Raw genomic sequence first — 18,827 nt, 5'->3', positions numbered from 1 at the left:
CTAGTCGCTAGCCACTCACCCATTACCCATTACCCATTACCCATTTAAATAAACACCAAAGGCTTATCTTTAAAAGGCGCAAATGCTGTCGCGTCAAATCTGTATAGACTAGCTGGACGACCTGCACCTCGCGATACTTTAATTCCCGTGTCGCATAAAAAACCTAATTTTAATAACTTGGCTCGAAAATTAGAATAATCAGAAAAGTTCTCGCCTAAAACTGTGGTATAAAGCTGATATAAATCGCTTAAAGTAAACATTTCCGGCAACACTTCAAATGCGACTGGACTATATTCCAACTTATTTCGCAAACGCCGATGTCCGTATGCCAAAATCTCATTGTGATCGAAAGCTAATTGTGGCACTTCCTTAACGGGATACCAAGCAATCCCACTCACTCCATCGGCAATGAGTTCTGCATCCTCAAATCTGACTAAGGCAAAATAACTCACGGAAAGATATCGAATTCCAAAACTATTAGCTTCCTCGCGCGGATCGCGGTGAGGTCCACCAAACGTATATAACTGTTCTAAATAGAGATTTTTGGCTCTAATTTTTTCTGCCAAAATTCGATAAGCAGCATTTTCTAATGACTCTCCTTGACGCACCAATGTACCAGGTAAACCCCAGTAATTTACAAAAGGTTCCTGATGGCGCATAACTAATAGTACTAAAAGCCGATTTTGAGAAGTATCAACGGAGAAAATAACGCTATCAACTCCAACTTTAAAATCAGCTAAAGGTTGCGAACTTATCGGATCGATAACTTTTCTTTGGGTGCGTCCTGGCATTTGTACAAATGCTGTTGGTGAATGTATGCCTTGACTTGTGGGGTAACGGCTTCTGGATCGCAGCGATCGCGATACGCTGTAGAAGAGACATCTAAACCAGTCAAATCGGCGATCGCAATCTTTGCCCCTAACTCGCGTAAGCGTGCCAAATCCGATTCCTCTATCCCATATCCTGGGCGCGGTATGACTAGTAATTGTACCTGCTGTAATAAATCTTTAATTCGATACCAGCGTGGTAATTGTTCGATTAAATCCGCACCAATAACTAATGTTAGTTCTACCTGTCCCCATTGTTGCGCCTTTTCCACTGTTTCCAGCGTTCGATGGCTGCTCAACTCCTGATAAAACCCAATATTCTGCCGTTGAGGATCGATCTCGGCAATTAACAGTTGCAACATTTGAGCGCGATGTTGTAACGGTGTTTGCTGCGACTTAAACGGGTTATCTGCTGCCCAAACCGCTACGCGATCGTAACGTTCTGCCAGCCAACACAAAATTGCTTGATGTCCTGCTGTCGGTGGATCGGCACTCGTACCAAATAAAGCAATCCTCATTATCTTCCTTCGCTAGCTACAATCCTGCGCGGTTGGTGTTTTGTTGTCTCTGTCAACTCCTGTAAAGCAGCAGAAATTTGCACCTCTACTGTTGTAGGATTATCGAGTTGCCTGCACTGGGTAGGTAGGCTTTCGACTGTCGCCGCCGTTCGTTGGCGAATCTGAGCGATCGCTTCTGGTGGCTGTATGATTTTCCCTCCCTGCATCACCATTTGCAGTAAAGGTTGTTCGCCCGATCGCGGATTTTCCGTTATTAATCCCAGGCGATCGCATTGTACAGACGTTCCATGTAGAGACGTTCCATGTAACGTCTCTACATGGCGAAAAATCTGCTTGCGTCCAGGATAAGTCATTTTGCCGCTTGATTCTTTCATGACTGGAATGCCGTCAATTTCCACCAGCTTGTAGACACCATTCACAGGCGCACCCGTAACCAATCGCGTTCCCAATCCATAACCGTCAATGCAAGCACCACTTGCTTTCAGTCTGGCAATCTCCCACTCGTCTACGTCACCACTGGCGAAGATTGGTACACCAGGGAGGAGCGATCGCACCTGTTGCGATAGAGTTAGCAAATCCCCCGAATCGATTCTCACCCCAGCCAGTTGCATTTTGCCTGACTGAATTGATTCTGCTAAGGATTGAGCGGCGGCGATCGTATCGTAAGTATCAATCAATAGCGGTGCGCCCGGAAAATAGCGATGGAAAGCTGTAAATGCCTCAGCTTCGCTACCTGCTGTAGCTGCAAGTGCCATCACTAACGAATGTGCCATCGTCCCGCTGGGTTTTTGCCCCAGTCGTACCGCTGCTAGTACGTTCGATGTAGCATCTAGTCCTGCTGCTAAAGCTGCGCGGGCTGCCCACAGAGAGGCTTGAGGACTAAATGCCCGGCGCGTCCCAAATTCTAATAGCGTTGCCTCCGCACCCGCAACATCCCGCATTCGAGCAGCGCGTGTAGCTACCAAGGTTTGGTAATTAATAGTATTGAGGAGGTATGTTTCTACTAACTGCGCTTGCCACAAAGGGGCTTCGACTCGTAACAACGGTTCGTGAGGAAATATTGCCGTTCCCTCTGGTACAGCCCATACATCACCCGTAAACTCAGCCTCAGCCAGCAACGACCAAAATTGTTTGGGTGCGTGCTGAAACAGTCCCGTAGCCTGCAAAGCTGCAATCTGTTCGGGGCTAAACCTCAGTTTTTCCAGATATTCCAATGCTTGCGCCAAACCCATCGCGATTAAGTAACCAAATCCTTGGGGTAAGCGACGCACTGTCAATTCAAAACTCGCCTGAGATTGTTCCAACCCTTCACCAACATAGCAAGCTGCCATTGTTAGCTGATAAAGATCGGTCAGCAGGCTGTAATCAACCTCTGTCAGCGTCAAGGCTCGATCTTCTCGTTCTTGGAGTATGGTGTTTTCCGCAACGTTCCAGCGTGAACTCGTCATCTCATCGTTCTCTCATGGCAGCGTTGTTTTAATTATAGTAATTTCTACCAAAAATATGTCAAGTCTTTTTGGGCAGTTATTTAGTTGTTAGTCGTTAGGTAATCAGTCGTTACGTAATTGGTAATTGGTAGTTGGTAGTTGGTAGCTGGTTGATGGTTGACGGTTAACTGACAACTGACTAAATATATACCTTTCTTAATGGTGATTTCAGAAGAAATCCAACTGTAGAAAAAGTAATTGTAGAGAGTTTTATTCATATAAAACAAGAATACTGATAAGTTAGCGATCGATGGCGATCGCACGATCGCAAAAGACTTGTTACAATATCTAGCCAAGGACTAATGACAGTCATAATAAACTATTTGAGTCGGCTGTATAACGAATTACAAACATCAACAAATAAGTATTGCGATCGATTGCAATAGATTGAGTAACGCTCATAATTAGCCGATAACAAACATAAAATAAGAATTCATACAGCTATCTCATTCATCCTCACTTCTGGAGATGAACTATATGAATATTTCCAAAATGCTAGACAGCGCTGCTCAATATATTATTGAAGCCATGACACGGATTTTTGGTCCTAGCGATGATGCATATCCAGCTATCGGTACGCAGCCTTTTACAGGAGAACCCTATAAACATCGTCGTCACGCTGATTGGTAGACAGCCGATTGAAAGACAACCAATTGAAAGACAGTAGTATTGAAAGACAATAGTAGGGGCGTACTGATGTGCGTCCCTATTTGTATACTTGACCCGCACGACCGCTCCTCTTCCTGGCGCTCAATCTCCTTGTGGATATTCCTGCCATAGATCGGTTAGCTCTCGCAAGCTTTGATGGTTGCCATTACCTAAAATTAGATGATCGAGTATGGGAATACCTAATAATTGCGCTCCCGCTAATAACTGGCGAGTCAATTCAATATCTTGCGAACTCGGTTCGACATTGCCTGAAGGGTGATTGTGAGCCACAATGACTCGCGTTGCCCCTTGACGAATTACCTCGCGGAAAATTTCGCGGGGAGAAGCAAGAGTTTCTGTTGCCGTACCAATTGTTATCACCTTCGTCCCAATCAGACGATTTTTTACATCTAAAAGTAAGACGGCAAAACGCTCCTGCGGTTGCCACATTAAATCTTGACTCAACACCGCCGCCGCTACTGCGGGACTTTCTATTAGTTGACGGTCTAAAGGACGAGACTGAAACACCCGCTTACCCAACTCAACTGCTGCCAAAATGGTTGTTGCTTTAGCAGGACCAATACCATCAATTTGCATCAGTTCTTGAATGCTGACTTCTCGCAACACTGCTAAAGGTTCGCGTTGATTTTTACTCAATTCTTGTAAGATATATTGCCCTAATCCAACCGCGGAAAGTTTTCCTGCTCCTTGCCCCGTACCGAGCAAAATAGCAATTAACTCGGCTGTGGCTAAAATTTGCGCTCCATGAGTTATGAGCCTCTCACGGGGGCGTTCTGTAGTTGGTAAATCGGCAATTCTGAGGCAATAGGTCATAAAGAAAACGATCGCTCGGGCGATCGCAAAGGATAAAATTTCATATTGATAGCTTTTTGTCAACTACCAATCGCTATACTTTTTATTTATCCCCAATTAGTTAAAAAAATCACGATTGAAATCAGTAGATCTCCTGCGTGAATACTTGAATTGTCATCCACACGCGAAGCGAAACATCTGGGAGGTTCTTCACTACACTGCGTTGCGTACCCTTCGGAAAGGCTTCGCCAACAGAATGACATCCATGATTTTTTGATTCATGCAGGAGGTCTAGTTATCAGTTAACCGTCAACCAATTACCAACTACCAACTACCAACTACCAATTACCACTAAACAATCCGAGCGGCTTTGAGCATGTGATAGGAAATTAGAAGTTGAGTTAAGGCGAGTGGATAACTTTGCAGTATTTCTCCGGTTGTTCCCACTAACTTACCCAGATCGGGATTGCTATCCGTACTGCAAAATGGGATTAAGGAAGGAATTTCGCTACACAACATTCGTTCTAAGTGAATTACGTCTTCCTTGGTGGCATGACCGTCAATTTCGAGGACATCGACTGGCTTACCCATATCGCGATCGAGTTCTAGGCGAATTGGTGAGGTATAGTTAGCTCGATTAGACTGAATGATTTCGGTAAAACCTGGATGGGGAATGGTCGGACGCAGAACTAGTCTGACGTTCAAATTCTGTTGACTGTTGCTCTCTTCTGCATCTTCGCGCGGTGGATAAAAACTGACTACAATATCAGACCACTGGCGCTGGGGACGGATAAAAGCTTCAGAATCGGGTTCGCGCTTTTTTAATTCTCCCATGACTTGTTCTGGAGTATAACCGCGCTTCATGGTGTCGCGCTTAACTTTCCAAGTTGCCCGCAGCGATTCGGGTGGCGCAAGGTAAACTTTGACATCATAGCTATCTCTCGCACCCCGGGTAGAATAACCGAGCAAGCCTTCGACGATCACAAATTTATCCGGCTTAATATACTGTGGTGGCTCAAACGTACCTGTGTTGTGACTGTAGACTGGTTTGAGAATTGGCTGTCCCGTTCGCAAGAGAGACAGGTGTTGTTGCATAATATCCAGATAGTTGCAGTCGGGATGTAATGCCGTAATTCCTAGCTCTTTACGTTGGACGCGATCGTAGCGATGGTAATCATCGGTACAAATTACCGTGACATTTTCTTCACCTAGTACCTGAGCAATTCCTTTAGTTAAAGTTGTTTTGCCAGCGGCACTATCACCAACAATACCTAGCACGATTGGACGATTGCTCATGGTGACTCCTACGAAGCTAAAAAGGCTAGCCAAGGTAATTCTTGGATTGGCTTTATTCTAGGCAAGAATGCAGAGCAACTCAACAGTCATTAGGGAGTAGGGAGTAGAGAGCAGGGAGCGCACGAGCAGGGAGTAGGAAGCAATCTATATTAATTCCGAATTCCGTCCGAATTCTGAATTCTTTGAGTGGGTTGATTTGGTGGAATTCGTTCCGTAGAGATTAAGGCATCTATGACAGATTTCACTACGGGAACGGCTGTGGTGGAACCGCGAATTAGTTGACCTTTAGGTACTTTGGTCGGTTCGTCTATGACTGCTAAAATAACGTAGCGCGGAGCATCTACGGGTAAAATACTCACAAAACTAGTAATTTTGGCTGTACTATCGTAGCCACCTCTGGCACTGGCTTTTTGAGCCGTACCCGTTTTACCCGCAATTCGATAACCGGGAATCCGAACACTTTTCCCCGATCCTTGTGTAACCACAGTTTCCATCATTTCTAGTACTGTTTTCGCAACTGAAGGAGAAAACACTTGCTGCGGTGTTGGTAAGGTCGGTTGCCATTGAGGATGACCATTGGCATCGAAGCGCCCTCTAACGACATGAGGAGTGACGAGTTTACCACCATTGGCTAAAGCAGCGTGCAACTGGACGAGCTTAATCGGCGTGAGAGCAAAACCTTGACCGAATGAAGCGGTAGCTGGCTCAATTGGGTAAGTAACAAACTGCTTTTTACTTTTAATTTGACTGGGAGCAACGGCAGCTAAATCTGTAGCGAGAGATTGCCCTACACCCAATTTTTTCAACCAATCATAGTAGGTAGCTGGCGGAATGCGTTGTGCAATTTGTACCATTCCGACATTACTAGAATGTTGAAGAATGCCAGCGACAGAAAGCTCTTTGTAAGGTTCTGGATCGGCATTTTTAATGATCCTTCCGCCTATTTTTATCGTGTCTGGATCGGGAAAGATTTCATTAGGATGAATTGCTTTTAGCTCCAGCGCGATCGCCACGTTCAATGGCTTAAATGTCGATCCTGGTTCGTATAAATCTGAGATTGCCCAATTCCGAAATAACTCAAAATCAAATTTGTAAAATTCATTTGGATCGTAAGATGGTTCGTCCACCATTGCCAAAATGCTGCCGTCTCGCGCATCCATGACAATAACGCTACCCCGCTTCGCCTGCACTGCCTTTAACTGCTTACTGAGAGCTGCTTGAGCTGCACGCTGCAAGCGCAGATCTACAGTCAATTCCAAGCGTGTATCATCAACCTCGGCAAAGTTATCGGGAACGGAATAACTCATAATTTCGTTATTTCCGTTCCTGGACAACGATGGAATTGGTTTGACCAAGCTTTCTAGTTGCTGATTGTGACTCGCTTCTACCCCTGCCTTGCCTTCACGATCCGTATTCACATACCCCACTATGTCTGCTGCTAGAGTGTGTTGCGGATAGAAGCGCGAAAATTGTGGAACTAGCTCAAGACCTCTAACTTTCTTACCATCAATCGTCAAGCTATCGATCTGCTGGAACATTTCTTCTGGGACAACTGAAGTCAAGCGAATTGAATTACTAGGTTGATTGAACCGCTTGACAAGCTGAGCAGGAGAACTCTGGAGTAGGGGTGCTAGCCGGTCGGCAATTTTTTCTTTGGATACATTAAATTGACCGGGACGAGCATATAAGTGATAGACCAACCGATCCATCGCCAGTACATTTTGATTGCAATCTACAACTGGGCGACGGATGACAAACCCAGGCATACTTGTCAACTGCTGTTTGCGTGCTTGTGCAAACAATTTTGGTGCGTGTATGACTTGCAGCCGATACAATTTTATTCCCATTGCTACGCAAGTTCCCATCAGAACACTCCATACAAGTAGCAGCCGCAATAAGGGCAAGCGGTTGCTCTTTTGTTGCTGATTTGAAACTGGCTTTTCTACCGTCCGAGGTTGCTTCAGCCGTTGGCGATGCTGAGGGCGGTTTGCTTGGCTGCGATCGCGGTTTTTAGCAGTACGACGCTGACGACGGGCATCAGAAGAGGGAAAGATAGACATTTTCAGTAATGCGTGGTGAGGGAGCAGGGAGCGCACGAGTCGGGAGTCGGTAGGGGCGAGTTTGGAAACCCGCCCGTAGGGAGTCGGGATAAGAGAGCTGAGGGAGCGAATAACATAAACTCTACACCCTACACTCCACACCCCACACCCTGTTCGCTGATAACTGATAACTGTCTAATAACCGAGTGGCAAAGAAGTCAAACGAGGAGGTTGAGTTGCGGGTGAAATTGGCTTTGGCGCTCTGTTAGTCTGGCTGGCTGGCTCTAGGGCGATCGCCTCAGCAGGGCTAGGATACACGAGTCCCGTTTCTGGTTGCTGTGCTTGCGTTGCTAAATCGTTTTTTAGCACTTCATTTTTTTGCATCAATTGCCGTTCTTGTTTTTTTAAGTCTTCTAGTTGGCTGCGCGCTTCTTGCCACGAGCTTTGGGAGTACGCCGACCAGCCATAAGCTACCAGTAATGCAGTCACTAATAGAGCAGTCACAGCCGCACAGCGATTTTGTAAGTGGCGTAAACTAGTCAGCCATACAGGAGCCGAGCGCGAACTACTCAAAGATCTGACGCTCTTAGCATTAGCAGGCACTGGTTTTTGCCGCTGGCGACTGGAAACACGAGTTTTAGGAGCCTTAGCCATAATACTTAGCCATCATACTTTGGGCAGATGAACACCCCAATTCTAATGGCAACTTTCTCTAACAGATACTCTCGTCAACTTTGTTAAAGAAATTTATTCACTGAAGAAGTCGCCAGAGAACATTCTGTCTCCTGTCTTCTGTCTCCTGTCATAAAAGTACTGTATTAATTTCTCACACTCAAAGTTACGTCCAGAGAGGGAAGATATTTGACATCAGGAACGACTTAAATAAAACTTTAATTTTGAGGGTATGGCATCCATGCTTGAAGTATAAGCTTTATAAATGAAGCTCTGTGCTGCAAGTAAATAAATTCAACCAATCGTCAAAACCCTCAGTCCAAGCTGTATATCAGCCGTCAACTTAAGCCGCTATAGTTCCGGTAGTGTAAAAAAAGTCAACAAATGCGGTATCGTGATCAAGAGCGGCTCGTTCATTTTTACCGCATTTGGTGAAAGAGGAGTTATGAACAAAAAATTCATCGGTTTAGCTTTAGTTTTCAGCTTATTGGGCGGCTTTTTAGGAGCCTGTGGTGATGCTGGTGGTGGTGGCGGTACTGGTACTAGCCCCTCTCCGGCTGAATCCCCTTCTCCTGCTGCTACCCCCTAATTGCAGCGATCGAGTCAAAAGCTCGCTCTCTATTAATTTTCAAGATCTCCTGCACAGCAACAATTCTCAGCCTTATCTCCCTGTGAAAGCTGCTGTTGTGGGGGAATTTTTTTTGGTAGTTGGCTAGTGGCTAGATTCTTTATCTAGCCACTAGCCACTAGCCACTAGTCACTTAATTCTTATACTCGTACCGCGATCGCCCAGGGAAGCAAAATCTAAACTCTCTCCTGCTTCTAAGGCAGCGCGAATGGCACTTGTGTTTGGTTCGATTGAAGTGGTTGTGAACCGTTCGGGGAGTTGCTGCGGTGAGAGATCTGGTTTAAGGATTAAGGGGGCTTTACCGCCATTTTTGGATAAAGACAGTCGATAACGAGTAGTTTCAATCGTCTTGAGTTGCTGCGACTCAAAAAACCATTTCAATCGCTCTTTTAAGAGTTGCGATCGCCTTTCGTCCGCTCTAGCTAGCTCCATTAGACGTTGCGCTTCTGCTTTTCTTGCCTCAGCACGCGCTTGCATTTCCGAGATCAAAGCCGCGTATCCATCCAACTTGCGATCGCGTTCTGTTCCTAGCTGTTGTAACCATTCGTTGAGGAGTTCTTGTTGTTGGGTGTCGTCTCCAGCTTCATCTAGGATTTCATTTAATCGCTCTAAATCTTCACCAATACTAAAGAGCGATCGCGATCTAGATTGGGGCAAGTTATTTTCAGATGAATTTTTTTCGGCTGAATGAGATGGAGTCACCTTTCAAGTGTCCTAATTCAATTGGTCATGGGTAATTGGTAACGCTCGTGCAAGTCAAAAGTCAAAAGTCAAAAACTCTACACAAATGACTAATGACTGACTACCAATTACCTCTCATCATAAGCAAATAATTATCAGCTTTCTTGCAGAATCGGTTGGGCTTCTGGTTTCGGTAAGGAACGGAGGTGATTGAGAAATTGTTGTAGTTCCTGCTGGCTGAGCTGCTGACGGCTGGATTTGCCAAATTTATCTTGTAAGTATAGTCGTCCTTGGGTACTCGACCAACCGACACGCTTTAATTCTGCTGTGGTTTGTTCCAGCAATACCGAGTCTACTTTGCTAGGATTGACGACATATCGATTCATCGGCTGTCTGGAATTGAGCCTTTGTGGTGTCCTTTCTGGATCGTCATCTGATGGGAGACAAAAGCAAGAACGGACGGCGTATTTTGTGGCTCCTGTAATTGCTTTATATACAGCTTTATCGCCAGTAGGACGACTATCTTTCCACGAATAGTCTTCGGCGTAACCTGGCGCGCTGACACTTAAAGACTCACCTGTTTCTGTATCTACAATCGTTAGGCGGACGACTACTGAAGCTCGTCCCGGCTCGATGTGAGATTCGATACAATCGGCGATCGCAATTAATCCTTGTTCGCTACAGGCTTTGTGTACTGGTAGAAGAACATCGCCAGCAGTGGTGTAGCTATATTTCTGAAAGTCGTTCCAACCAGTTTTTTCTAGAGGTTGCAAATTCTTTTGTACGGCTAAAATCTTTTTATATAGCTGACTTTTGGTATGAGTCGCTGTTTCGCTGGTTGCTGTGGCGCTAGTTAATGTTTCGCTCATAACGCTATCCTTGGTGGTGTTACCTCAAGCTGGATTCAGAGGCGATCGACTCCGTTCGAGCTGTAAGTGAAAATATACCTCGCCTACTATTATAGTACATATGTACTTAAATCTGATTTCTATACCTCCTCTATTACCAACCTAGCCTGGTAATCTGGGAATAGAGCAAATTTCAAGCAGGCTATGGAAGTTTTTCAGGCTAAAATCGAGCATCGTGAACCGATAGCTATACTATTTGACCAATATCGCGTTTTTTATGGACAAGCATCGGACTTGGCAACTGCAAAGATTTTTCTGCAAGAACGATTGCAAAAACACGATTCTGTCATCTTTGTTGCAAGCGATGGACAAATTGTCGGATTTACTCAGCTTTACCCCAGTTTTTCTTCAGTATCGATGCAACGAATTTGGATTTTGAACGATCTATTCGTCGTCGCAACGCATCGTAGACAAGGAATTGCCAAATTATTGCTGACAGCAGCAAAGCAGTATGCTCAAGAAACTGGAGCAATCAGAATGACTCTCGCCACACAAATTTCTAATCTCTCAGCACAAGCTTTGTATGAATCACTCGGATATACCAGAGATGAAGAGTTTTATCACTATTCGTTGAGAGTTAGTGAGTAATGCGTGGTGCGTGACAAGAATTTCATTTAATTCTTCTGACTCCTGTACGGGCGGGTTCACCCACAATCTTCGTCGGAGTCAGAGATCTTTGGTGAACCCGCCCCTACGACTCCTTCTGATAACCGATAACCGATCGTCTTTGCAACCAAACTGCCCGCAGTCCAGCAGCTTTCGCACCATGATAATCTTCTTGTAAGCTGTCGCCTACGTGCCAAGCCAAATTTGCCGAACATTGATGTTTGTCTAAAGCAGCAGCAAAAATTTGTGGATCGGGTTTAGCCGCACCAACTTCGGTAGAAATTGTTACGGAAGTGAAAAACTTGGATAAATCCAAAGCTTGTAAAACCGAATGCAAGCGTGAATCGAAATTAGACAACACCCCTAACTCAATGCCTAATTTCTGCCAAGATTGCAATGCTTGTAGCACGTCGGGATAAAGTACCCACGGTTTTGCTGTGGAAAAATGTACGTACAGTTGGCTGAAATAGCCAGAAAAATCAGTAAAACTATCTAAACATTCAGCTTTTTGAAAAGTATTTCGCGCGATCGCTTCCCACCATTCAAATTCGCATTGAGGAAGTTCCTCTGGCTGCTTGCCAGGAAATACAGGTGGTGGTGCAGTTTTGAAACTTTGATAAAAAGCACTGTTGACACGATCTGCTGGTACGGTAACGCCAAATGGTTGTGCGATCTGAGCGTACACTTCACCAACACTGCCTTTAACTCCAAACATTGTCCCGACAGCATCGAGAAAAATAACTTTAGGTTGCTTGACATCACTCAGTTCGCTATCCATCGTGCTTCTTACGATTTGTGTCATTTTGTAAAATTTATGAAATAATCTATCAATAGAGGGAGTTACAAATTGTAAAAATAACTAGCAGCAAAATATAAATGAATCTGAGTAGCTTAGCGCAGCCATTGCTCAAAGAAAAGCAAGAAGAGTTAGATATTCAAGATTTACAAGGTTTATGGCGAATTAATTGGAAAATCGATCGCATTACACTGTACTCAGGAATTTACACGCGAGTAGACCAAGTGTTTATTATTTGGGCTGTCATTGTTGGCGTTATGTTTGCCACAGCGCAGTTTTTACCGATTAATTGGACAATCCAAGCGATTTGGTGGTCGAGCTTGACTATAGTTGGTGCGATCGCCATGATGAGTCTAACTTGGTTTTGGGCAGGAGTGGAACGTCTGCGTTGGGTCGTCTGTGGTTGGGCAATTTTGGTACTAACGGGTGTGGTTTTCACCGATTTGGGGATATTTCTCGGTTGGGGTGAGATTTTAATCCACTTATGCCCGATGTGGTTGAGTTTGAGTGCAATTGGTTATTTGTTTACGGGCATTGGTTTGCGATCGCGTGCTTTATGCTTGGCTGGATGTCTTCACTTTTTGAGCGTTGGTTTCTTATCTTACGTCGGCGGTTGGCAGTTTCTCACAACTGGTGCGGTCATGAGTTGTAGTTTACTACTGCTAGCTCAATTACAGTGGGATATGCGATCGCCAATTGAATATGCACTACTGACTTCCGCACAGCAGCAGTTTAACCGCCAGCAACACCAGCAAAGAATTCGGCATACCCCTACGGGGAAACAAACTACGGAAGTCGGAATTCGGAAATAAAATCTTAAAAAATTGTTTCAAGCTATACAGAATTTCTGGCATCGTCCATAATTAAAAGTACAAACTATTAGCGAACAAACCGCTAATGTTGTTCAACCAGAGCAGAAATTTTGCTGTTTAGTCTGCTAATTTTCGCCCGAAGGAGAACGATGTCAGGGTAGAAAATGGTTGCCCCAAACTCGCGAGTGTTTAATTGACCGTACAACTTAATTGTTGGTAGTGCTGGTATTGGTGTAGGGTTTTTATCGTTTCCCCTGCTTTGCAGTCTTTAGAGGGATGTGAAACCATCCACTTAGAACAGCCTGACAAGACTGACAACTATAGCTATCGCCAACAAGCAAATCAAAACATTACCGTTACACGCTTTAACGAGAATGTGTATCATGTGTCTCCGTCTGTAAATTCTGTATCCTTGATAATACTTTTCAATTTCCCTCAAGTTCACAACACTTGAGGTTTTTATTTTGGAGGTTTTTTATTTGGGATGTTTATTTATACCAATTCGATTTATCCTTGCACTAAATCGGTCGCTCATAGCCCCCCTTGTTAAGCGGGGTTGGGGGGATCTTCCGTGGCGCAGTCAGAGCAAAATGATATTAGGTAAAAATACTTTTAATTAGGTAAAAATACTTTTATTTCTGAATTTCTAATTCTTGTCTTCTGTATTTCGCCTGCAAGCGATCTCACTCGTTCTGCTAATCGGTAGATCTCGATACTAACCATTAGCAGTTCCAATGTACGCTTTCAAACCATCAACGGGAATCAATTTTAAGCATAGCTATTCTCAATGATTTTCCCTTTATAAGAAAAATTTATCTAACTTATCGCATAGTTTATTAGATAAATAAGTTCTTTGTAATCCATATAAGTGTAAGCTTTGATTAATTGAAAAATTAAAACATCATAAATCTGCTTGGTTTACATATTCTCAGCTACACCCGTGGCTTTTCCAGGCAGATTCAATGTATTCAGAGTTTGAGTCGTTTTACGCAGTGAGTATTTATACCGATGGCTGACACCTTCCTCCAAACCATCTGGTTAGTTCCCATTTATGCCCTGATAGGGGCAATTTCGACTATTCCTTGGTCACCGGGAATTATTCGACGCACGGGACCCCGCCCAGCAGCATATATTAACTTGGTAACGACTGCTATTGCTTTCACCCATGCTTTAATTGCCCTGAGCGCATCTTGGAACAAACCAGCTCAATACTTATATTTTTCCTGGTTGCACGTAGCCAATTTTGACTTTACGATCGCCGTAGAAGTTTCTTCACTTACGGTAGGTGCGATCGCTTTAGTTACAGGCTTAAACGTGCTGGCGATCGTCTTTGCGATCGGCTATTTAGAAATGGACTGGGGGTGGGCGCGTTTCCACGTCATGATGGCGCTGTTTGAAGCCGGGATGTGCGCCTTAGTACTATGTAACTCCCTGTTCTTCAGCTACTTTATTCTAGAAATTCTCACCCTGTGTACTTATTTGTTACTAGGCTTCTGGTTCAGTCAGCCATTGGTAGTCACCGGAGCAAGAGACGCTTTTTTGACCAAACGGGTAGGCGATTTGTTTCTATTGATGGGGGTACTTGCCCTATATCCCCTCGCTGGAACTTGGGATTTCTCAGAACTTGCACGATGGGCGCAAACAGCTAACGTCAACCCCACAGCGATCGCGTTAGTGTGCTTGGCTCTGATTGCCGGTCCAATGGGTAAATGCGCCGTATTTCCACTGCACTTATGGCTGGACGAGGCAATGGAAGGTCCCGTACCAGCAACGATTTTGCGTAATTCCGTAGTTGTAGCGACAGGTGCTTGGGTACTCGTGAAACTTCAGCCAGTCCTGGCACTTTCACCTTTCGCCCTATCTTTTGCCACATTCATCGGTGCGGTGACAGCCGTAGGTGCTTCTTTGATTGTCATCGCTCAAGTTGATGTCAAGCGCGCTTTGTCATATTCTGTCAGTGCCTACATGGGTTTGGTATTTGTGGCTGTAGGTACGGGACAAACTCAAGCCGCACTACTGTTAGTGTTCACCCATGCCGTAGCAATTTCACTGCTCGTCATGAGTACGGGTGGTGTGGTCTGGAATAGTATTACTCAGGATCTCCGCCTTTATGGAGGTTTGTGGTCGCGCCGACCGATTTCAGCTATTGCCTTTATTGTTGGTGCAGCCGGATTAGTAGCTTTTCCACCCTTGGGCGGATTTTGGGCATTGCTGCAAATCGCAGATGGATTGTGGACAACTCAGCCTTTGCTAGTCGGAGTAATTTTAGTCACGAATGCGCTGACAGCTTTCAGCGTCACTAGGGTATTTTGTCTCATGTTTGGCAATAAACCCAAGCCAATGACCGTGCGATCGCCTGAAGTTCATTGGCCTATGATGTTGCCAATGACAATCTTAATGGGTTTTGTCATGCACGCTCCGTTAGTATTGCAAAGCTTATCGTTACTGCCAGAATGGGCATACATCAACAAAGATGTAGCTTTGTTATTAATTTGGTCTACGATTTTTGGGTGCAGTATCTCAGCTGTCGTTTACCTCTCACCCTTGGTTCCAAAACCAGTCACGCTACCTTGGAAACCACTGCAAGACTTTTTCGCCTACGACCTCTATACAGCTAACTTGTATCGGGTAACGATTGTATTTGGAGTAGCCGTAGTTTCTCGCCTCATTGCTCTGATCGATCGCTACTTAGTTGATGGGATTGTAAATTTAGTTGGCTTAGTCTCGATTTTTGGAGGCGAAACCCTAAAATATAGCACTTCTGGACAATCGCAATTCTACGCCTTAACCATCTTGCTAGGCGTTTGTTTGCTAGGCACGATCGTCGGCTGGCCCCTCCTATCCCACATGGAACTCAGTTTTTCATTCTGAAAAGTGACTGGTGACTAGTGGCTAGTGGCTTGATTCTTTATCTATTCACTAGCTACTAGCCACTCACCAACTACCAACTACCAACTACCTATTTCAAAATCGTTATGCTGAGTGCTTTGATCTGGATACCTGTCGTCGGTGCTGCTTGCATTGGATTTATACCAATGAAAGGAGATCGGGCGCGATCGCTAGCTTTGGCGATCGCGACTGGTATCATTATTTGGACGCTGGTACTGCTGAGTCAATTTGACATCTCCTTAGCTGGGATGCAATTTTCCGAACTGTTGCCTTGGATTGATACCTTGGGGTTGAGCTACAGCTTAGGGGCAGATGGTTTGTCTATCCCTCTAGTCGCCTTAGCGGGGGTATTGACTTGGATTGCAATTTATAGTAGCAGCGAAAATATTACCCGTCCTCGGCTGTACTACGCTTTGTTACTGCTGATCTATGCTGGGGTGGTGGGTGGATTCCTGGCGCAAAACTTGCTGCTGTTCGTCCTATTTTACGAAGTCGAGCTAATTCCTTTCTATCTGCTGATTGCAATCTGGGGTGGAACGGCAAAGCGCGGCTACGCTGCGATGAAGTTTTTGATCTACACGGCAGTTTCAGGAATTTTGATTCTGGCTGGCTTTTTGGGTATTACTTGGCTGACAGGATCTTCTAGTTTCGATTACAACGCGATCGCCACTCAAGGATTACCCCTACAAGCGCAACTGATCCTCCTCACCATCCTGTTAGTTGGATTTGGCATCAAGATTCCTTTGGTTCCCCTACATACTTGGCTACCCGATGCTTACACGGAGGCTTCTCCACCCGTAGCAATTATGTTGGGGGGAATCCTGGCAAAGTTAGGAACTTATGGAATTATCCGATTTGGTTTAGGATTATTTCCCGAAACTTGGGCGATCGTTGCGCCTGGTTTAGCGATTATCGGGGCAATTAGCGCGGTTTACGGTGCGGTAACGGCGATCGCTCAAAAAGACATCAAGCGCATGGTTGCCTATAGTTCGATCGGACACATGGGTTATGTCATGCTGGCTGCGGCTGCTGCTACTGAGTTGAGTACGGTCGGCGCAGTAGCGCAAATGGTTGCCCACGGTCTAATTTTGGCAATTCTATTTAACTTGATTGGTGTCATTGAAACTAAAGTCGGGACTCGCGAACTTGATGTCTTGAATGGATTGATGAGTCCAATTCGCGGATTACCATACATTAGCGCCCTTCTAGTGATGGGAGGTATGGCAAGTGCGGGAATTCCGGGCATGACTGGTTTTATTGCCGAATTTTTAGTCCTGCAAGGCAGCTACGCTAGATTTCCCTTACCTACCCTCGTTTGCGTCATCTGTACGGGGTTAACAGCGGTATATTTTGTGATTTTGCTCAACCGGACTTGCTTCGGCAAGCTAGACAACAAGACAGCTTACTATCCCGTTGTCACCTGGTCGGAAAAAATTCCTGCCCTCGTTCTCACAGTCTTGATCCTATTTTTGGGCATTCAACCTACTTGGTTAGTACGTTGGAGTGAAACCACTACCACTGCTATGGTTGCTTCCGTCCGCGTCAACACTACACAGCAAATTGCGATTAAAAATTAGCTAGGCGCACGGCTATGCGCCCCTACGATTCCCTACAACTTCTGTACGGGCGGGTTCACCGGACATCTCTGTTATGAGTGAAGTATCTTGGTGAACCCGCCCCTGCAAATCCCCACTACTCACTACTCACTCCCATCATGGTACTTGCTCAAGAAAAAGCTACAGCGAAACTGCCCCCATCCAAGCATGAATTTGCCGATATCATCCATCGCTTAGAAGCAGGTGGGGCGATGCTACCAGATACACCAGAAAACCTGATGCAAATTATCGGTATTTACAAGGCTTATGCCGTACCGATGGATTTCTACTGGCGCGACTTGCTTTATATTGGCGAACGAGTCTTTCTCGATCCGCTACCTTTCTTTAAATACTTCATTCCTCAAGAGTATTTAGACCTGCACAATCATTATGCAGGCGACGATGCTGATTTGCGAATTTGGCGGGGACCAGCCACAGCGCATCCCGAATTACTTGCCTTTATGGAAAAAGGTGAAACCCGCAAGATGCCTAGATTGCTGCATCACTGGTTCCACGATCGCATCAACATGGAATTTGCCGAAGAATGTATGCGGGCAATGCTGTGGCACGGTAGAGATATGGGTTATGGCAAATTCGATGCCTATCTCGATTCAGATGAATATAAGGCAAATGCCGATCGCGCCATTAAAGCTTATTTCAAGTACAATCCAGCCATGCTGGGGCTGTATAAGTTATTTCCAGAAATGTTCTTAGAACAGTGCCGTCAGGCTTCTTATTACGCCAACCTGGGCTTATTCTGGGAGGTGATGGCTCCAGTCTTCTTCGAGATGTCTGATATTTACGATGAAGGCGGATTTAAGGGAGTCCCCGACGCGATGAATTTCTTGGTGAATGGAATTTTTGCGATCGCGGGTCGTCCAATTTACCACCACGTTTACATTCGCGGCGAACGCTACGAAATTATTCCTAAATCAAAAGGGTTTACCTGGCTTTACGAAGCGGCGTTACCTTATGTTGAAGCTGTTTTCTACCGCACCTCTCCTTTCCGTGGAACGAAATCATATAATGCCCAAGCCGGACAAATTCCTACTGAACAAAAAGATTTTCACTATGGTGTTTTATATGCAGATAAATTCCCTGTAGGTACGGCTGGTATTCCACCTACGTTGTTAGCACAAGATATGTATCATTTCTTGCCTCAATATCTTCGAGATTATTACCAGCAGCACTGTCGCGGCGAAGATGATATTTTAGTGCAATTGGGTATTACGTTCCAGCGATCGATGTACTGCGTAACTTCGGCAGTTATTCAAGCGTTGAGAACTGCATTGTTGTATCCGTTAGACGATCCAAATCCAAGACATTTGCAAGCAAATCGAGAGTTTTTTGAAAAGCAAATTAATCGCTTCTGTCGTCCAGAATTTGGTATGAGAGATGCGGCACGTTTGCGACAAATTCAGTCTGCGGATTATCGATAGAAGATCCCCCCAACCCCCCTTAAAAAGGGGGGCTTTTTTATTCTCACGATCCTGCTTACCAAGTGAAGAAGATCCCCCCAACCCCCTTCAAAAGGGGGGCTTTTTGATAACAGGCAAATTTTTAACAAAAGTAAGGGTACGATCTTCAAGATTTTTCAGTAATTACTCTGAAA

General features: G+C 45.0%; 18 protein-coding genes. 7 read left to right on the top strand and 11 right to left on the bottom strand.

The features are described 5' to 3' along the window. Positions 1 to 44: 44 nt before the first annotated feature. The 4 genes from DSM107010_RS23720 to DSM107010_RS23705 all read right to left on the bottom strand — a co-directional run bounded on the left by DSM107010_RS23720 (position 45) and on the right by DSM107010_RS23705 (position 3,128). Positions 45 to 791 carry an NUDIX hydrolase gene (locus tag DSM107010_RS23720; protein ID WP_015152153.1) on the bottom strand — a complete coding sequence of 249 codons (747 nt, stop codon included), beginning with the start codon at positions 789 to 791 and terminating at the stop codon, positions 45 to 47. After that, positions 752 to 1,345, bottom strand: a complete 594-nt coding sequence (locus DSM107010_RS23715) for a nicotinate-nucleotide adenylyltransferase (protein WP_106168715.1) — start codon at positions 1,343 to 1,345, stop codon at positions 752 to 754. Before DSM107010_RS23715 ends, DSM107010_RS23720 begins: the two co-directional genes overlap by 40 nt. Continuing rightward, positions 1,345 to 2,793, bottom strand: a complete 1,449-nt coding sequence (locus DSM107010_RS23710) for a nicotinate phosphoribosyltransferase (RefSeq protein ID WP_015152155.1) — start codon at positions 2,791 to 2,793, stop codon at positions 1,345 to 1,347. Before DSM107010_RS23710 ends, DSM107010_RS23715 begins: the two co-directional genes overlap by 1 nt. A gap of 80 nt (positions 2,794 to 2,873) precedes the next feature. Then, positions 2,874 to 3,128, bottom strand: coding sequence for a hypothetical protein (locus tag DSM107010_RS23705; protein WP_127024081.1), 255 nt, complete (start codon positions 3,126 to 3,128; stop codon positions 2,874 to 2,876). 181 nt (positions 3,129 to 3,309) lie between these two features. On the opposite strand from DSM107010_RS23705, the gene DSM107010_RS39975 reads away from it, so the two are divergent. Beyond that, positions 3,310 to 3,462 (top strand): hypothetical protein, encoded by a 153-nt coding sequence (locus DSM107010_RS39975; protein ID WP_015152156.1) that lies wholly within the window; start codon positions 3,310 to 3,312, stop codon positions 3,460 to 3,462. Between the two features lie 120 nt (positions 3,463 to 3,582). Here the strand turns inward: DSM107010_RS39975 and radC are convergent, their stop codons facing one another. From radC to DSM107010_RS23685, 4 genes are all read right to left on the bottom strand, one after another. Continuing rightward, positions 3,583 to 4,314 (bottom strand): RadC family protein, encoded by a 732-nt coding sequence (radC, locus tag DSM107010_RS23700; protein WP_106168716.1) that lies wholly within the window; start codon positions 4,312 to 4,314, stop codon positions 3,583 to 3,585. Positions 4,315 to 4,644: 330 nt separating this feature from the next. Next, positions 4,645 to 5,589: a phosphoribulokinase gene (locus tag DSM107010_RS23695; RefSeq protein ID WP_106167284.1), complete on the bottom strand. Its 945-nt coding sequence runs from the start codon at positions 5,587 to 5,589 to the stop codon at positions 4,645 to 4,647. Between the two features lie 149 nt (positions 5,590 to 5,738). Further along, on the bottom strand, positions 5,739 to 7,649 hold the full coding sequence (locus DSM107010_RS23690; RefSeq protein WP_241994322.1) for a peptidoglycan D,D-transpeptidase FtsI family protein: 1,911 nt from the start codon (positions 7,647 to 7,649) through the stop codon (positions 5,739 to 5,741). A 174-nt stretch (positions 7,650 to 7,823) separates the two neighbouring features. Next, positions 7,824 to 8,282, bottom strand: coding sequence for a hypothetical protein (locus DSM107010_RS23685; RefSeq protein WP_015152160.1), 459 nt, complete (start codon positions 8,280 to 8,282; stop codon positions 7,824 to 7,826). 463 nt (positions 8,283 to 8,745) lie between these two features. Here DSM107010_RS23685 and DSM107010_RS39970 point away from each other — a divergent pair, with 463 nt between their 5' ends. Then, a complete protein-coding gene (locus DSM107010_RS39970; protein ID WP_015152161.1) occupies positions 8,746 to 8,889 on the top strand; it encodes a hypothetical protein in 144 nt (47 codons plus the stop codon). A gap of 168 nt (positions 8,890 to 9,057) precedes the next feature. On the opposite strand, the gene DSM107010_RS23680 is transcribed toward DSM107010_RS39970, so the two are convergent. Both DSM107010_RS23680 and DSM107010_RS23675 read right to left on the bottom strand, forming a co-directional pair. Next, positions 9,058 to 9,630 carry a siphovirus Gp157 family protein gene (locus tag DSM107010_RS23680; RefSeq protein ID WP_015152162.1) on the bottom strand — a complete coding sequence of 191 codons (573 nt, stop codon included), beginning with the start codon at positions 9,628 to 9,630 and terminating at the stop codon, positions 9,058 to 9,060. Positions 9,631 to 9,764: 134 nt separating this feature from the next. After that, positions 9,765 to 10,478, bottom strand: a complete 714-nt coding sequence (locus DSM107010_RS23675) for an ERF family protein (RefSeq protein WP_015152163.1) — start codon at positions 10,476 to 10,478, stop codon at positions 9,765 to 9,767. 183 nt (positions 10,479 to 10,661) lie between these two features. On the opposite strand from DSM107010_RS23675, the gene DSM107010_RS23670 reads away from it, so the two are divergent. Further along, the gene (locus DSM107010_RS23670) at positions 10,662 to 11,105 is read left to right on the top strand and encodes a GNAT family N-acetyltransferase (protein ID WP_106167282.1); all 444 of its coding nucleotides are present in this window, start codon (positions 10,662 to 10,664) and stop codon (positions 11,103 to 11,105) included. A gap of 103 nt (positions 11,106 to 11,208) precedes the next feature. Here DSM107010_RS23670 and DSM107010_RS23665 read toward each other — a convergent pair whose 3' ends face one another. Further along, on the bottom strand, positions 11,209 to 11,925 hold the full coding sequence (locus DSM107010_RS23665) for an HAD-IA family hydrolase (RefSeq protein WP_241994321.1): 717 nt from the start codon (positions 11,923 to 11,925) through the stop codon (positions 11,209 to 11,211). A 74-nt stretch (positions 11,926 to 11,999) separates the two neighbouring features. Here DSM107010_RS23665 and DSM107010_RS23660 point away from each other — a divergent pair, with 74 nt between their 5' ends. The 4 genes from DSM107010_RS23660 to DSM107010_RS23645 all read left to right on the top strand — a co-directional run bounded on the left by DSM107010_RS23660 (position 12,000) and on the right by DSM107010_RS23645 (position 18,654). Further along, positions 12,000 to 12,731, top strand: a complete 732-nt coding sequence (locus DSM107010_RS23660) for a hypothetical protein (protein WP_015152166.1) — start codon at positions 12,000 to 12,002, stop codon at positions 12,729 to 12,731. Positions 12,732 to 13,739: 1,008 nt separating this feature from the next. After that, complete coding sequence (locus DSM107010_RS23655; RefSeq protein ID WP_015152167.1) at positions 13,740 to 15,602, top strand: NAD(P)H-quinone oxidoreductase subunit F; 1,863 nt, start codon at positions 13,740 to 13,742, stop codon at positions 15,600 to 15,602. A 104-nt stretch (positions 15,603 to 15,706) separates the two neighbouring features. Continuing rightward, a complete protein-coding gene (locus DSM107010_RS23650; protein WP_015152168.1) occupies positions 15,707 to 17,197 on the top strand; it encodes an NADH-quinone oxidoreductase subunit M in 1,491 nt (496 codons plus the stop codon). Positions 17,198 to 17,334: 137 nt separating this feature from the next. Continuing rightward, on the top strand, positions 17,335 to 18,654 hold the full coding sequence (locus DSM107010_RS23645) for a CO2 hydration protein (protein ID WP_106167280.1): 1,320 nt from the start codon (positions 17,335 to 17,337) through the stop codon (positions 18,652 to 18,654). Positions 18,655 to 18,827 lie beyond the last annotated feature (173 nt).

The sequence above is a fragment of the Chroococcidiopsis cubana SAG 39.79 genome (assembly GCF_003991895.1).
Taxonomy (GTDB): Bacteria; Cyanobacteriota; Cyanobacteriia; order Cyanobacteriales; family Chroococcidiopsidaceae; genus Chroococcidiopsis; species Chroococcidiopsis thermalis.
This window is presented reverse-complemented; position numbering and strand designations above follow the sequence as displayed.

Coding starts and splice junctions, on each gene's coding strand:
- DSM107010_RS23695 (WP_106167284.1), bottom strand. CDS start 5,589: ATGAGCAATCGTCCAATCGTGCTAGGTATTGTTGGTGATAGTGCCGCT.
- DSM107010_RS39975 (WP_015152156.1), top strand. CDS start 3,310: ATGAATATTTCCAAAATGCTAGACAGCGCTGCTCAATATATTATTGAA.
- DSM107010_RS23710 (WP_015152155.1), bottom strand. CDS start 2,793: ATGACGAGTTCACGCTGGAACGTTGCGGAAAACACCATACTCCAAGAA.
- DSM107010_RS39970 (WP_015152161.1), top strand. CDS start 8,746: ATGAACAAAAAATTCATCGGTTTAGCTTTAGTTTTCAGCTTATTGGGC.
- radC (WP_106168716.1), bottom strand. CDS start 4,314: ATGACCTATTGCCTCAGAATTGCCGATTTACCAACTACAGAACGCCCC.
- DSM107010_RS23665 (WP_241994321.1), bottom strand. CDS start 11,925: ATGACACAAATCGTAAGAAGCACGATGGATAGCGAACTGAGTGATGTC.
- DSM107010_RS23650 (WP_015152168.1), top strand. CDS start 15,707: ATGCTGAGTGCTTTGATCTGGATACCTGTCGTCGGTGCTGCTTGCATT.
- DSM107010_RS23655 (WP_015152167.1), top strand. CDS start 13,740: ATGGCTGACACCTTCCTCCAAACCATCTGGTTAGTTCCCATTTATGCC.
- DSM107010_RS23720 (WP_015152153.1), bottom strand. CDS start 791: ATGCCAGGACGCACCCAAAGAAAAGTTATCGATCCGATAAGTTCGCAA.
- DSM107010_RS23660 (WP_015152166.1), top strand. CDS start 12,000: ATGAATCTGAGTAGCTTAGCGCAGCCATTGCTCAAAGAAAAGCAAGAA.
- DSM107010_RS23715 (WP_106168715.1), bottom strand. CDS start 1,345: ATGAGGATTGCTTTATTTGGTACGAGTGCCGATCCACCGACAGCAGGA.
- DSM107010_RS23675 (WP_015152163.1), bottom strand. CDS start 10,478: ATGAGCGAAACATTAACTAGCGCCACAGCAACCAGCGAAACAGCGACT.
- DSM107010_RS23645 (WP_106167280.1), top strand. CDS start 17,335: ATGGTACTTGCTCAAGAAAAAGCTACAGCGAAACTGCCCCCATCCAAG.
- DSM107010_RS23670 (WP_106167282.1), top strand. CDS start 10,662: ATGGAAGTTTTTCAGGCTAAAATCGAGCATCGTGAACCGATAGCTATA.
- DSM107010_RS23690 (WP_241994322.1), bottom strand. CDS start 7,649: ATGTCTATCTTTCCCTCTTCTGATGCCCGTCGTCAGCGTCGTACTGCT.
- DSM107010_RS23685 (WP_015152160.1), bottom strand. CDS start 8,282: ATGGCTAAGGCTCCTAAAACTCGTGTTTCCAGTCGCCAGCGGCAAAAA.